The 12,677-nt window shown below is 37.1% G+C and carries 17 protein-coding genes; 10 read left to right on the plus strand and 7 right to left on the minus strand.

What is annotated here, in order from left to right; genetic code table 11:
* The first annotated feature begins 7 nt into the window (after positions 1-7).
* On the plus strand, positions 8-952 hold the full coding sequence (gene yhaM, locus V7161_RS13520) for a 3'-5' exoribonuclease YhaM (RefSeq protein ID WP_335445747.1): 945 nt from the start codon (positions 8-10) through the stop codon (positions 950-952).
* 83 nt (positions 953-1,035) lie between these two features.
* On the plus strand, positions 1,036-1,230 hold the full coding sequence (locus V7161_RS13525) for a sporulation YhaL family protein (RefSeq protein ID WP_420491622.1): 195 nt from the start codon (positions 1,036-1,038) through the stop codon (positions 1,228-1,230).
* 40 nt (positions 1,231-1,270) lie between these two features.
* Here the strand turns inward: V7161_RS13525 and V7161_RS13530 are convergent, their stop codons facing one another.
* Positions 1,271-2,140 carry a peptidylprolyl isomerase gene (locus tag V7161_RS13530; protein WP_335445650.1) on the minus strand — a complete coding sequence of 290 codons (870 nt, stop codon included), beginning with the start codon at positions 2,138-2,140 and terminating at the stop codon, positions 1,271-1,273.
* 207 nt (positions 2,141-2,347) lie between these two features.
* Between V7161_RS13530 and V7161_RS13535 the strand changes: the two genes are divergently transcribed.
* Together V7161_RS13535 and V7161_RS13540 are read left to right on the plus strand one after the other, a co-directional pair.
* The gene (locus tag V7161_RS13535) at positions 2,348-2,434 is read left to right on the plus strand and encodes a YjcZ family sporulation protein (RefSeq protein WP_223593141.1); all 87 of its coding nucleotides are present in this window, start codon (positions 2,348-2,350) and stop codon (positions 2,432-2,434) included.
* Between the two features lie 33 nt (positions 2,435-2,467).
* On the plus strand, positions 2,468-2,560 hold the full coding sequence (locus V7161_RS13540) for a YjcZ family sporulation protein (protein ID WP_223592945.1): 93 nt from the start codon (positions 2,468-2,470) through the stop codon (positions 2,558-2,560).
* A 106-nt stretch (positions 2,561-2,666) separates the two neighbouring features.
* Here V7161_RS13540 and V7161_RS13545 read toward each other — a convergent pair whose 3' ends face one another.
* A complete protein-coding gene (locus V7161_RS13545; RefSeq protein ID WP_213116688.1) occupies positions 2,667-2,846 on the minus strand; it encodes a hypothetical protein in 180 nt (59 codons plus the stop codon).
* A gap of 209 nt (positions 2,847-3,055) precedes the next feature.
* Between V7161_RS13545 and V7161_RS13550 the strand changes: the two genes are divergently transcribed.
* Positions 3,056-3,394: a DUF1878 family protein gene (locus V7161_RS13550; protein ID WP_335445652.1), complete on the plus strand. Its 339-nt coding sequence runs from the start codon at positions 3,056-3,058 to the stop codon at positions 3,392-3,394.
* On the opposite strand, the gene V7161_RS13555 is transcribed toward V7161_RS13550, so the two are convergent.
* On the minus strand, positions 3,391-3,966 hold the full coding sequence (locus tag V7161_RS13555; protein WP_335445654.1) for an HTH-type transcriptional regulator Hpr: 576 nt from the start codon (positions 3,964-3,966) through the stop codon (positions 3,391-3,393). The two genes, V7161_RS13550 and V7161_RS13555, sit on opposite strands and share 4 nt — an antisense overlap.
* Positions 3,967-4,187: 221 nt before the next feature.
* Between V7161_RS13555 and V7161_RS13560 the strand changes: the two genes are divergently transcribed.
* Complete coding sequence (locus tag V7161_RS13560; protein WP_335445656.1) at positions 4,188-4,379, plus strand: hypothetical protein; 192 nt, start codon at positions 4,188-4,190, stop codon at positions 4,377-4,379.
* A 68-nt stretch (positions 4,380-4,447) separates the two neighbouring features.
* Here V7161_RS13560 and V7161_RS13565 read toward each other — a convergent pair whose 3' ends face one another.
* On the minus strand, positions 4,448-4,975 hold the full coding sequence (locus tag V7161_RS13565; RefSeq protein ID WP_335445657.1) for a tryptophan transporter: 528 nt from the start codon (positions 4,973-4,975) through the stop codon (positions 4,448-4,450).
* Positions 4,976-5,111: 136 nt separating this feature from the next.
* Positions 5,112-5,531, minus strand: coding sequence for an HIT family protein (locus tag V7161_RS13570; protein WP_223592936.1), 420 nt, complete (start codon positions 5,529-5,531; stop codon positions 5,112-5,114).
* Positions 5,532-6,126: 595 nt separating this feature from the next.
* Here V7161_RS13570 and V7161_RS13575 point away from each other — a divergent pair.
* From V7161_RS13575 to V7161_RS13585, 3 genes are all read left to right on the plus strand, one after another.
* Positions 6,127-6,867, plus strand: a complete 741-nt coding sequence (locus tag V7161_RS13575) for an ABC transporter ATP-binding protein (protein ID WP_335445660.1) — start codon at positions 6,127-6,129, stop codon at positions 6,865-6,867.
* Positions 6,860-8,083, plus strand: coding sequence for an ABC transporter permease (locus tag V7161_RS13580; protein WP_335445662.1), 1,224 nt, complete (start codon positions 6,860-6,862; stop codon positions 8,081-8,083). The genes V7161_RS13575 and V7161_RS13580 overlap by 8 nt, the downstream gene beginning before the upstream one ends.
* Positions 8,084-8,145: 62 nt before the next feature.
* The gene (locus tag V7161_RS13585) at positions 8,146-8,868 is read left to right on the plus strand and encodes an EcsC family protein (RefSeq protein ID WP_335445664.1); all 723 of its coding nucleotides are present in this window, start codon (positions 8,146-8,148) and stop codon (positions 8,866-8,868) included.
* A 21-nt stretch (positions 8,869-8,889) separates the two neighbouring features.
* Here the strand turns inward: V7161_RS13585 and V7161_RS13590 are convergent, their stop codons facing one another.
* Entirely contained in the window at positions 8,890-10,062 is a 1,173-nt protein-coding gene (locus V7161_RS13590; RefSeq protein ID WP_335445666.1) for a M20 family metallopeptidase, read from the minus strand.
* Between the two features lie 142 nt (positions 10,063-10,204).
* Between V7161_RS13590 and V7161_RS13595 the strand changes: the two genes are divergently transcribed.
* A complete protein-coding gene (locus V7161_RS13595; RefSeq protein WP_335445668.1) occupies positions 10,205-10,840 on the plus strand; it encodes a phosphatase PAP2 family protein in 636 nt (211 codons plus the stop codon).
* Positions 10,841-10,878: 38 nt separating this feature from the next.
* Here V7161_RS13595 and V7161_RS13600 read toward each other — a convergent pair whose 3' ends face one another.
* Entirely contained in the window at positions 10,879-12,276 is a 1,398-nt protein-coding gene (locus tag V7161_RS13600) for a hypothetical protein (protein WP_335445669.1), read from the minus strand.
* Positions 12,277-12,677: the final 401 nt, after the last annotated feature.

Here is a 12,677-nt window from a genome sequence, read left to right on the forward strand (position 1 = left end):
GGATATGTTGGCTAAAGGTGTATTGCATTATGAGATTGGGGAACAGGTTGAATTATTTTTATTAATAAAAAGTTCAACAAAAGGAATTGCGAGTAATGGCAAGCCGTTTTTGACGTTAATCCTTCAGGACCAAAGCGGTGAGATAGAGGCAAAGCTCTGGGATGTTGGTGAAGAGGAAGAAAAAACCTACGCAGCCCAAAATATTGTCAAAATTCAGGGGGATTTACAAAATTATCGCGGAAAAAGCCAATTGAAAATTCGTCAGATTCGACGATCCGCACCATCAGATGGCGTTAAATTGGATGATTTTCTCGAAACAGCTCCGCTTAGTCAAGATGAGATGGTCAGCAAGCTGACCTCATATATTTTTGAAATGAAAAATCCAAACATCCAACGAATTACCCGCCATTTAATCAAAAAACATCAAAAGGAGTTCCTGGAATACCCAGCAGCAACAAAAAACCATCATGAGTTTGTCTCAGGGCTAGCCTATCACGTCGTTAGCATGCTGGACCTAGCGAAGGCAATTGCATCCTTGTACCCTAGTCTTGATAAAGACTTACTCTATGCAGGAGTGATCTTGCATGATATGGGAAAAGTAATGGAGTTATCCGGACCCATTTCTACCGTCTATACGATCCAAGGTAATTTACTAGGGCACATCACCATTATGATCAATGAAATCGGCAAAGCAGCCGAGGAACTGGGAATTACAGGAGAGGAAGTGCTTATACTTCAGCATTTGGTTCTAAGCCATCATGGTAAAGCTGAATGGGGCAGCCCGAAACCGCCACTAATTAAAGAGGCGGAGATTCTTCATTATATTGATAACCTCGATGCAAAAATGAATATGCTTGACAGAGCTCTCGAAAGAGTAAAGCCTGGTGAATTTTCTGAGCGAATTTATGCATTGGATAATCGGTCATTCTATAAGCCAGTTTTTCATAAATAAAATAACCCATCATGGGTTATTTTTTTTTATCGTAATGAATATGTTGTTAATAAAAAGTGGACAGCCACTAATGAAAGGAGCAAATGATATTGACTATTCCTATTTGGATTTATGCAGTTGTGGTTGGAATTGTAGTAAGTGCACTGATGGCCATTAAAACAGGCAGAGAAGAGCGAAGGCTTGAATTAGAAAACATTGAGCAAGAAGGAGAAATCTATATAAAACGTCTTGAACGCGAAAAAGAAAAGAGAGAAGAACTAAAGGCAACAGGTGAATAAAAAAAGCGGAAACGCCAAATTGGGCGCTTCCGCTTTTTTATTATTGTCCAGCAGCTGCTGAAGTTTGTGGCTTCAGTGCATCTTTAAGGTCTTTATCATTTATTTTTACGTTTGCAGCTTTAAGCTCGCGCTCCATAGCTTTGTTAATGTCATCACTAGTTAATTTAGATGATTTTACTTGATATTCAATTTCTTTTTTCATGTCAGCATAGGATTTTTTCTCTTTTTTGTCGGTAACCTGAATAATATGATAGCCAAATTGTGTTTTCACTGGAGCACTAATTTCATTCACTTTTAATGCATAGGCTGCTTTTTCAAAATCAGGATCCATTTTTCCAGAGCCAAACCAGCCTAAATCACCGCCGTTTTGTGCTGATGCTGTATCTGTTGAATATTCTTTAGCAACATCTTCAAACTTTGCACCGCCATCAAGCTTTTTCTTTACTTCATTTGCAGTTTTTTCATCAGCAACAAGAATGTGGCGTGCCTTAATTTCTGGCTTATAGTTATCATAGTAGTCCTTCATTTCTTTTTCTGTTGCTTTGACATCCTTGAGCGCAGCTTTTTCTTGAAGCATGCCAAGCTTCATCGTTTTCTTTAAGTCATCTTCACTTTTGTACCCATATTGAGCAAGGGTAGTTTCAAAGTTTGCACCAAGATCCGATTTTAATTGGTCAATCTTGTCATTTAATTCTTTATCGGTTACCTTGTACTTCTTAGAAAGAACCTTTTCATAAACAAGCTGCTGGAGGGCTTGTTCACCATATTTTGTCTTCATCGAATTGTAAAGATCTTCTTGGGTAACATTACCAACCTTACTCTCTGCAACTGTATCAGATCCGCTTTGATTACAAGCACTTAAAGCAAGAACCCCGCTTGCTAAAGAAAGGGCTAAAATCCATTTTTTCATGTTGAAATCTCTCCTAAACAGTATATTCTTGTCCACAATCTCTACTATAACATAAATGCGAACTACTGCAAAAAATTAAACTGTGTTTGTTTTTTGAATATTGCACAAATCCACTCTAGACTTTTCCAAAAAATTTTGGCAAATGCCTAAACGAAATGAATACCGGTTGAATAGTATATGGTAGCAAATGAAAAAGGAGGTATTACGATGAGTGGTGGATATGGAGCTGGCTTCGCTCTAATTGTAGTACTTTTCATACTATTGATTATTGTTGGAGCTTCCTGGATTTACTAAAAAATTTAAAGGTTGCTGAAAGGAGGTAAAGATATGTCTGGTGCAGGTGGATATGGTGGAGGATTTGCGTTAGTCGTTGTTCTTTTCATTTTATTAATTATTATCGGAGCATCTTGGGTTTATTAATTTCAAAATGGTAAACTAAAAGCGATGAGATTTCCTCATCGCTTCTATTTTTTAATGTTTAGGGTCCATTACATATCCTTTGTCCCGCAATACGATAACAGTTGGATTATGTATATAAAATTTCCAAATATGAAGAAATCAGAAGGATAGTGACTAGAACATTAATGGTACGAAAAACCTTATGCTGGCGTTCTTCAGGAATTTCTTTTTGAATACAAAGGGAACTGGTCATTTTATTTACATAAAACAAGATAAAAATAGCGAAGACAATAAAAATGGAGATCATCAACGATTCCCTCCTTGTTGTTCATTATGATACCTACATTATCAAATATTACGAAAAAAAGATAGTCAAAAAGAGTTGAAGAATATTAGACTTTTTATTCATTTGCATAAAATTTCAGTCAGTGGCTTAAAAAAAGGGTTTACCCTTATTTAAAAAAGGTGAATAATGTTATTAAGCTAACATTAAAGTTCCGAAATGAGGGCTTGATTATGACAGAATACGAATTACTATTAAAAAAAGTTTCCCTGCTTGAATACCATCAAAAGCTGCTTTTAGAACTCCTTAACAATCCAAAGCTAGAATTTTATAAGCTCATTATTGAAAAGGGAATATCTAAACAGGAAGTAAAAAAATTCTTTCAATTATGTGATGAAATGAGCATAAAATTGGAAGAACAAAAAGCGGAAGGGTATGTATACTTTCATCCGCTTTTCGACGAAATTTCTGCTTCTTTACCTGGATCACTGGAGATAAAAGAAGTACTTAATGCCTGCATAAAACAGGGCCTTTTCAAGACATTATTTCTGGAGTTCAAAAAATACATCTAAGCAAGTTCTTGTTCGGGCTTCTCAGCCTTACGAAGTTTACCATTTTCTTCGGTAAATTCACTTTCTATGTTATGGAAAGAACGTTCGAAAATCTCCATAAAATCCGCCCCATAAATATTGCGGACAATTGCCATCGTTTCAATAAAATCTGGGAATTTTCCATACAGCTCTCTTAGTGGAAGGGCACCAGAAAAAGCAGAATTGCTATCCGGCTCATAGGTTTCCATTAATTGCAGTAAAATGTCATCCCCTTTTTCTGTTAGTTGAATGTAGGTGTTCCGCTTATCATTTTCTTTTTTCGAAAATTGAAGCAAACCTCTTTCTTCTAACTTTTTTGAAAAATTAAAAGCTGTAGAAACATGCATCACACCGAACTTTGCCACATCCGAGATTGAAGCACCATTTAAATGATGGGCAATCCATAGAATATGATGTTCGTTAATATTTAAATCAAACGGTTTAATCCATTGTTGCCAATCTTTCTCAATCGATTTCCATAGTGCTTTACTTAATTGAGCAATTCGTTGACTAAAAAAGAAAGCTTCCTTCATTGAATATTGTTTCTCTGTCATCCCCATTTTCACCTACTTTATTATTTCTCTATTATCATTATGCCAATAAAATAAAAATTAATAAAGATATAAATTCACAAAATTTTTAGAAATTATGAAAATTTTATCTTGAAATTTCATTTTTATGCAAAAAATATGCCTTGTTCATAGGAATGGACGATCTATCATATAAATAGTTACAAGAATAATGCGAAAATTTTAGTATTTAAAGGGGGCAAAAAATGAAGAGTGCAACTGTATTTTTCTTTATCCTTAGTGCCATCCTTTTTTTGGGCACATTTAAATATTTATTAGCATATAAAAGACCTGGTGTCTATCCACCGAAACAAGTTATAAAGAAAAGAATAACGGCATTAGCTGGAGGGTGTGGAATCTGTCTTCTCGTTGCTTCCATGCTTTCTTATTTTTTATAAAATCTGGTAATATTTGAATTTAAGAAAAGAACCCTGTTGGGTTCTTTTCTTAAAAAGGATCCCGACCATTATTTTTGAATGACGGAAGCTGTAGATAATTTAGTTCTTTTAACAATTGAAAGAGCCACTGGATACAAAATAAACATAGTAATGGCATTTAGTGCGATTGCGGGTAATACACCTGCTGAGAATAGCAGTGCGAATGAATTAGGTAAGCCGACAATGAAATAAGCCGCTGTTAAAAAGACAGTCCCTGAAACAGCTGTACCCGCTGCAGTTAAGACAGCAACACTCACAACAGAATTTCTGTATTTTTTTAAGGCCAAAAATAAACCAAAAAAGACTAATGCAGTAATAGGTTTATCGATAATATTTGGAATTTGGCCGCCAGGAAAACCAGTTGTTAATGCAGACAGCACACCAGTAACAATAGCTAATAGCATGGCACTTTTTAATTCTGGAATAAGGACGATTCCTAAAAACATCATAGCCAGCATCATGTCAGGCTTAATTCCAAAGAATGATGGCATTACCGTGTGTAAAACTACCCCAATCCCCGCTAATAATGCTAAAACAACAAGATTTTTTGTATTCATTTCTCATCTCTCCTCTGCTCTTCTAAGCTATTTGTTTCTCCTGCAGTGCACTCATTGCCTGCAGCGAAAAACTTAAATTCATTATAACATAATAATATAATTTTAATAAAGAAATAATTTTCTGATTATTTTAAAATTAAAGCTGTTTTGAAATTTTTGCTGCCATTTCCTGCAATTGTTGCGGCGTATAATCACTTTGATTGTTCTTCCAAACAGCGCCAAAGCCATCACCTTTACCATAGCGCGGAATTAGGTGCATATGGTAATGAAACACAGATTGGCCAGCATGCTCACCATTATTGTTGATCGAGTTAAGTCCGATTGGTTCATATTCACGTTTTAAAGCGTTGGCAATAGAAGGGACAACCTCAAAAAGATTTCTGGCAATCTCAGGTGTTAATTCAAATAAATTTTCCTTATGTACTTTCGGAATAACCAGCGTATGTCCTTTTGTCACCTGGCTAATATCCAAGAAAGCCAAAACATGTTCGTTTTCAAATACTTTTGCTGCAGGAATATCTCCATTGACAATTTTACAAAAAATACATTCACTCATTAATTTCACAGCCTTTCATAAAACGTTTGTCTTATTTTACCATACTAAAGCAGGATAAAAAAGAAAAGAACAGGATTCGCATGGAATCCTGCCCTCTCGAAGGGGACCTGCTTCAATTTGACGTTCAATTAGGAGTGTTCTTTGATAAACACCTCATTTTTCGTAGAGTGTTTTTATAAAGAGACATCATTGTTCAAGCTGACCATCCCCTATATGTGTTTTTATATGTTTTCCCAACTTATAAAAACAGGTGGCGATCTGCGGTAAACACCTCATTTGCCGTTTATTTTTTTAAGATAAACAGTGGTGTTACTTGAACTCCAAATGGTTACCATGCACATTGTACAAAACAACCATCCCCTTATCTGATACGATTGAGAAGCTCACTTGTTTGAATGGAAAATGTCTTTAACAGACACCTCATTTCAAATTTTGATGAATTGCTTCACCGAAGTAAGTTGTTTCCCCTTCGAATATTATGATGTCCGGATATGAAAGAAATATACAAAAAAATATTGAAAAATTGAATTCCTATTTTTATTGAACTCATTTTGATAAAATAAACCTTAATCATGCTATGGAAGGACGTTAAAAAATGTCTTTATTAACAATTGAAAATCTTATCGGGGGATACACAAGAAACCCGGTATTAAAGGATGTTTCTTTTGAAGTAAAAGAAAAAGAAATGGTTGGTCTCATAGGACTAAATGGAGCCGGAAAAAGTACGACCATAAAACATATCATCGGATTAATGGAACCGCACAAGGGGTACATAAAAATTAATGGAAAATCTTTTACTGAGGATAAAGAGGCATATCGTCATTTGTTCACCTTCGTTCCCGAAACTCCTGTTTTATATGAGGAGCTTACATTGGACGAGCATTTAAAATTAACAGCTATGGCCTATGGACTGGATGAATCGACGTACAAATCAAGAGTTGCCCCTTTGTTATCTGAATTTCGAATGGAAAAACGTTTAAACTGGTTTCCAGCCCACTTTTCAAAAGGCATGAAACAAAAAGTAATGATCATGTGTGCCTTTTTAGTGCAGCCAGCTCTTTATATTGTTGATGAACCTTTTGTTGGGCTAGACCCCCTCGGAATTCAATCCTTGCTTGATTTAATGAAAAAAATGAAGGAAAGCGGTGCAGGTATTTTAATGTCAACCCACATTTTGGCAACTGCTGAAAAATATTGTGACCGTTTTGTAATCCTCCATGAAGGAAAAATTAGAGCAAAGGGAACATTAGCGGAATTAAGGGAACAATTTTCGATGCCTGCCGCTTCATTAGATGATTTATATATCCAATTAACGAAGGAAGAAAAATATGTTTGATGAAAAAAGACTTTGGAAGGATCGGGCAGGGGCTCGTGTAAAAGATTTAGGCAGGTATCTAAGATATATTTTTAATGGGCATCTTGTTATTGTTTTGTTATTTCTTATTGGTACAGCAGCCTTTTATTATCAAAAATGGATTGAGGGACTTTCTTCTGGATTTCCGGCAGAAATCATCATGGCCATAATTTTGGGAGGATTCTTAACCTACAGTCCGGTTTATAATTTTTTATTGGAAGCGGATAAAGTGTTTTTAATACCGCTCGAAAGTAAATTAAAAGGATATTTTTTTCGCTCAGGAATAGCCAGCCTTTTTTTTCAAGGATATGTTCTATTAATGGCTCTTGCCATATTAATGCCAATGTATGCACATATAAGCAGCGACGGATTCCACCGCTTTTTCCTGTTTTTCGTGGTCTTGTTAGCTTTAAAGGCATGGAATCTTGCTTCAAGCTGGAAAATCCACTTTTATGTTCAATCGTCTGTGCATAGATGGGACTGGGTTGTCCGTTATTTTTTGAATGCGGTCTTTACCTATTTATTATTTAAGCAGGCAAACGTTTTGCTTCTTTTCCTTATCGTTTTAATCATGGCCTTTTATTATTACTCCTTTTATATGCGAACAAAAAGAATGGGTCTGAAGTGGGATTTATTGATTGATGGTGAAGAAAAAAGAATGGCTTCATTTTATCGGCTGGCTAATCTTTTTACCGATGTCCCTAAGTTAAAGGATACGGTTAAAAGAAGAAAATGGCTTGATTTCATTATTAAGGGAATAAGCTTTTCGCAAGACAAAACATACCTTTATTTGTTTACAAGAACGTTCCTTCGATCGTCTGATTACCTTGGTCTTTTTATCCGCCTTACAGTAATTGGAGCATTAGCCATTTATTTTATATCGTTTGGGCTGGGGCAAATTCTTTTAAGTGTTTTATTTTTATATTTAACCGGTTTTCAGCTTCTTCCATTATGGAACCATCATCAAAACAAGCTATGGGTTGATTTATATCCAGTTGCTCCTATGTACAAATCAGCTGATTTCCATTCATTATTAAGGACTATTATGATTGTACAGGCTGTGATTTTCGCTTTGTTCATTTTAATTAAAGGTGAAGTGGTTATTGCATTGCTAACGTTACTTGGAGGAATTTTGTTTACCTTCATGTTTGTAAATTTTTATAGTAAAAATCGTATAAAAGATGTATCCTCCATTTGAAACCAGTGGGCAGATTCCACCGTAAATAAGCATAAATTATTATGGAGGGGTGGGTCATAAAAATGAATGAATATGAATTGACAGTCTATGAAGAAGTAGAAGAATGGAAAAGAAAAATAATGAGACGGTCAGGAATGATGAATCGTCTCTCCAAAAAAGCTCAAGGAAAAATAAATGAATTCATTCCGGAAAAGGTCCATGAGGTGATGACGGAGAGTATTAAAGCGATGGTCAAAGCAACATTATTCGGATCGCAGGTAACGACAAATATGGATCAGGCACGCGGGATGACATTAGCCGAACGAGATGACTTGGCTCGAAAAAAAATCTCTACGTTTCAAAAGACTGCTATAATCGAAGGAGCAGGTACAGGTGCAGGAGGGATTTTACTCGGACTGGCTGATTTTCCATTACTGCTTACCATTAAAATGAAATATCTTTTTGAGACAGCAGCTGTTTATGGATTCGATACCAAGAATTATGATGAAAGATTATTTATTCTTCATGTTTTTCAGCTTGCTTTTTCAAGTGATGAAATTCGGAAAAATACTTTATATGAGATTGAAAATTGGGAAACACGAAAACAAGCGCTAGTGGAAATGGATTGGCGCCAGTTTCAGCAGGAATATCGCGATTATATTGATCTAGTTAAAATGTTGCAGCTTGTCCCGGGGATTGGAGCTTTTGTTGGTGCCTATGCCAATAACAATCTCTTAAAGCATTTGGGAGAAACAGCGATGAATGCCTTCAGGCTAAGGATTTTGCAAAAAGCCCCTGAACTATAAATTGTTCAGGGGTTCTTTTAATTATTTCTGAAATTTTATTGCGGCAGTTCCGAGGGTTTTCGCAGCAATTAGCATTGCTTTTTCATCTATATCAAACTTAGGATGGTGATGCGGGTAACCGGCATCATCCTGCACTGGTTTTGCTCCTGTATAAAAGAATGTCCCCGGAATTTCCTGTAAATAATAAGCGAAATCCTCGCCGCCCATTTGAGGCTCGGTTTCTTCAATAGTTACAACCTCAGGTACATCTTCAGCACATGAAATTAAAAATTCTGTTTCATTCGCATGATTTAAGACCGCAGGATATCCTCTGAAATAATGATATTCATAACCGCATTCCGACAAATAACATGTACCATGTGTAATTCGTTTCATTTCATCCTCGATGAACTGGCGGATATCTTCATTAAACGTGCGGACGGTACCAATCAGTTTTGCTTTATCTGCAATGACATTAAAAGCATTTTGAGCCGTAAAAGAGCCAACTGTTACAACAGCGGATTCAACCGGATTAACCTTGCGGCTAACGATTTGTTGTAAATTTAATACCAGCTGTGAGGCAGTAACGATAGCATCCTTCGTTTTATGAGGCTGGGCTCCATGTCCACCCTTTCCTTGAATATCAATTTCAAACCTGTCAGCCGCTGCCATAATCGGTCCAATTCGATACTGTATCTTCCCTGTCGGTTCGCTTGCCCATAGATGTGTTCCGAAAATGACATCTACTCCCTTTAGACATCCAGCCTCAATCATCGATTTCGCCCCGCCCGGTGCATATTCTTCGGCATGCTGGTGAATAAAGACGTAGTTTCCTACAAGTTCATCTTTTAATTCATTTAAGGCTTTCGCTAGTACTAGGAGAGTGGCGGTGTGACCGTCATGTCCACAAGCGTGCATCACTCCAGGTACTAATGACTTGTAGGGGACATCCTTTTCGTCCTGAATTGGCAGGGCGTCGAAGTCAGCTCTAAGTGCAACAGTTTTACCAGGCCTTTTCCCATAAATCCGTGCCACCACACCATTTCCACCAATATTCCCTTCGACTTCAATATTTAAATTTTCATAATAGGATTTAATAAATTTTGCTGTTTCATATTCTTCAAAGGAAAGTTCTGGATGCTGGTGCATGTGCCTTCGAATCGAGACCATTTCATCATAATAGTTTTCTAATTTAGCAAAGAGTGTATTTAACATATGGAACCCCCCCAAAAACATTTGATTATTAAGAATGTATTTTCAAACTATTTTAACATTTTTAGCTTGAAATGTAGATTTTTATGTATTCTTTCATTATACTTTTAAAAGTAATTTAACTAGTAAGAAAGGGTTTTGCGAAATGGATCTTAAAAATAAATGGAATTATTCTTATACATTTATCATCCTCGCTGTGTTAATCACGTTATACATCTCCATTAAAGTTGCATTAAATAGTCTATTTTTTATTGATGACACCGTGGCAGGATGGGCAGCCCATGTCCCTGATTCAGTCATTCCCTTTTTTGTTCAGATAACAGAAATGGGCGATAAAAAAGGGATTGGGGGTGTTGCCTTACTAACTCTTGCCTGGTTATTCCTGAGGAGAAGAAACTATTTGGGCGCTGCTGTTTTTGCCTTGTCAGTAGCATTAGGAAATGAAGCTAGTAAGCTTCTAAAAAACCTTTTTGACCGGCCAAGACCTGACCTGGAGCATCTTGTCCAAGTAAAAAGTTATAGCTATCCAAGCGGACACGCAATGGTGGGGATGATTGTTTATTTTTTAATTGCTTATCTTTTAATAGAAGCAGCCAAATCAAAAACTGTGAAGATCATTATAATCTGTGCTGCCGCCATTTTACCTCTTTTAATAGGGGCGAGCAGAATCATTCTGCAGGTTCATTATCCTTCTGATGTATTAGGTGGATATGCTTTAGGGTACATATGGGTGTTTTTCTCACTATTAATCTATAAATATTTTAAAAAGCGGGTAAAATAACTAGAGGCAGAATAAATTTCTGCCTCTAGTTATTTTGGTTATATTAAAAACATAGCAACTATCGTTGTGACAACAAGACCAATGCATACTGGGACAAGGTTTCGTCTGGCTAAGTCGAATGGATCTACTTTACAAATGGCGGCCGCTGGGATTAGAGCCCAAGGTACGAGTACTCCGCCGCCAACCCAAATCGCTGCTATTTGTCCAAGTGCCGTCAAGGTAGCAATACCTTTGCCGATGGCTGCGCCAAATAGGGCAGCAACTGAACCAGCTAGAGAAATCCCAGAGAATCCTGAACCATCTAATCCAGTAATTGCCCCAACTGCAGTTAATGTAACCGCTCCTACTTCTTTACTTAATGGCACAACATTGGCAAGAGCAACACCTAAATCGTTGACGATTCCTTGTGAAGCTTTCGGTAAGAAATCACCGATAATTTTTCCAAAACCGGCATCGCCTAAATAGAAGAAAGCGGCAATTGGAATAACCGGACCGAACACTTTAAACCCAAATGTGAATCCTTCTATTAAATATTGAGTAGTTTTTTCAAGCCCCTTATTTTTATGGCTCGTTAATGTGATTAACAATAAAATGAGGATGGAGGTTCCGCCAATTAATGCGGTTGCATCGCCGCCAGTTAAATCTAACATAGTCATAGCGGCCACATCAGCAGCAAATAATAAAGGTACTAAAATAGCGAAGAATCGTTTTTGGGCAACTGATAAAAGTTCTGGTTGATTGATTTCTTCTACATGAGTGTCTTGTATGACAGAGTCTGTTATTTTTAGGACGCCCCGCTTCATATCTCTCCTTAAAAAGAAGTATGCCGCAACGGTTGTAACAATCCCCATTGTGAATACTAAAGGAACGCTGGCATTAATAACATCTTGTATTGGAATACCTGCTGCATCAGAAGTTAGCTTTGGAGCAGCCTGAATAACGAAATCCCCAGATAAAGCAATCCCATGACCGAACAAGTTCATTGCCATGGCAGTGCCCAGTGCAGGCAAACCAGCTTCATAAGCGACTGGCAGAAGAACAGCTCCGATGAGGGCGACTGCAGGGGAGGGCCAGAAGAACCAGGATATGACCATCATCAGAATACCAATGGTCCAAAAAGCAAGCGTAGGGTTGCGAATTAACTTTCTAAAAGGTGAAATCATGACAGCATTAATCCCTGTTGAGGTTAAGGTGTTACTCATGGCAACAATAATGGAAATAACGAGAATAGTAGACAATAATTCTGTAATGGCATAACTAAAACTGTTGAAAATACTGCTAATGGAATGACTTAAGCTGCCAGTTGCAGTAATGGCGATTAAGAATATCCCAGCAATACAAACAATGGTTGTATCCCTTCTCATTACCATGAAACCGATAATTAGTGCAATAAAGACAACATAAATCCAATGGAGAGCGGTAAGCTCAACAATCATATAATTACCCCCCTTCTTTTATCCACTGGGCTCTAGCCCTGTTGGATGTAATACAGAATATGAAAAACACCCAAAGTGGTGAAAGGGATTAAAAAAATTCTTTCTTATATTTAAACAATACTTTAAACCGAAAGCTGTGTTAAAGGACCATGTTGATTATTAACACTGTTGATTGGAGTGGAAGGCGCGAAGACTCCTGCGGGAGTACGGGGCAGGGGAGACCCCGCAGGCGCCAAAGCGCCGAGGAGGCTCCCCGGCACGCCCGCGGAAAGCGAAGCGCCTGGAGCGCAAATCAACAATCAAGTTTAACAGAACCAAACGTAAAAAACGAATTTTTTTTGACAGATATGCACGTTATCTATACAGAAATAGGATTAATAGATATAGTGAAGACAGTCTAT

Origin of the sequence: Neobacillus drentensis, from assembly GCF_036965425.1 — a bacterium.
Classification (GTDB): domain Bacteria; phylum Bacillota; class Bacilli; order Bacillales; family Cytobacillaceae; genus Neobacillus; species Neobacillus drentensis_F.

Excerpts from the sequence above, each read along its gene's own strand:
- V7161_RS13560 (WP_335445656.1), top strand. The coding sequence starts at position 4,188 with ATGAAGAGTGCAACTGTATTTTTCTTTATCCTTAGTGCCATCCTTTTT.
- V7161_RS13595 (WP_335445668.1), top strand. The coding sequence starts at position 10,205 with ATGGATCTTAAAAATAAATGGAATTATTCTTATACATTTATCATCCTC.
- V7161_RS13570 (WP_223592936.1), bottom strand. The coding sequence starts at position 5,531 with ATGAGTGAATGTATTTTTTGTAAAATTGTCAATGGAGATATTCCTGCA.
- V7161_RS13565 (WP_335445657.1), bottom strand. The coding sequence starts at position 4,975 with ATGAATACAAAAAATCTTGTTGTTTTAGCATTATTAGCGGGGATTGGG.
- V7161_RS13575 (WP_335445660.1), top strand. The coding sequence starts at position 6,127 with ATGTCTTTATTAACAATTGAAAATCTTATCGGGGGATACACAAGAAAC.
- V7161_RS13535 (WP_223593141.1), top strand. The coding sequence starts at position 2,348 with ATGAGTGGTGGATATGGAGCTGGCTTCGCTCTAATTGTAGTACTTTTC.
- V7161_RS13525 (WP_420491622.1), top strand. The coding sequence starts at position 1,036 with ATGATATTGACTATTCCTATTTGGATTTATGCAGTTGTGGTTGGAATT.
- V7161_RS13540 (WP_223592945.1), top strand. The coding sequence starts at position 2,468 with ATGTCTGGTGCAGGTGGATATGGTGGAGGATTTGCGTTAGTCGTTGTT.
- V7161_RS13545 (WP_213116688.1), bottom strand. The coding sequence starts at position 2,846 with ATGATCTCCATTTTTATTGTCTTCGCTATTTTTATCTTGTTTTATGTA.
- V7161_RS13530 (WP_335445650.1), bottom strand. The coding sequence starts at position 2,140 with ATGAAAAAATGGATTTTAGCCCTTTCTTTAGCAAGCGGGGTTCTTGCT.
- V7161_RS13580 (WP_335445662.1), top strand. The coding sequence starts at position 6,860 with ATGTTTGATGAAAAAAGACTTTGGAAGGATCGGGCAGGGGCTCGTGTA.
- V7161_RS13550 (WP_335445652.1), top strand. The coding sequence starts at position 3,056 with ATGACAGAATACGAATTACTATTAAAAAAAGTTTCCCTGCTTGAATAC.
- V7161_RS13585 (WP_335445664.1), top strand. The coding sequence starts at position 8,146 with ATGAATGAATATGAATTGACAGTCTATGAAGAAGTAGAAGAATGGAAA.
- V7161_RS13555 (WP_335445654.1), bottom strand. The coding sequence starts at position 3,966 with ATGACAGAGAAACAATATTCAATGAAGGAAGCTTTCTTTTTTAGTCAA.
- V7161_RS13600 (WP_335445669.1), bottom strand. The coding sequence starts at position 12,276 with ATGATTGTTGAGCTTACCGCTCTCCATTGGATTTATGTTGTCTTTATT.
- V7161_RS13590 (WP_335445666.1), bottom strand. The coding sequence starts at position 10,062 with ATGTTAAATACACTCTTTGCTAAATTAGAAAACTATTATGATGAAATG.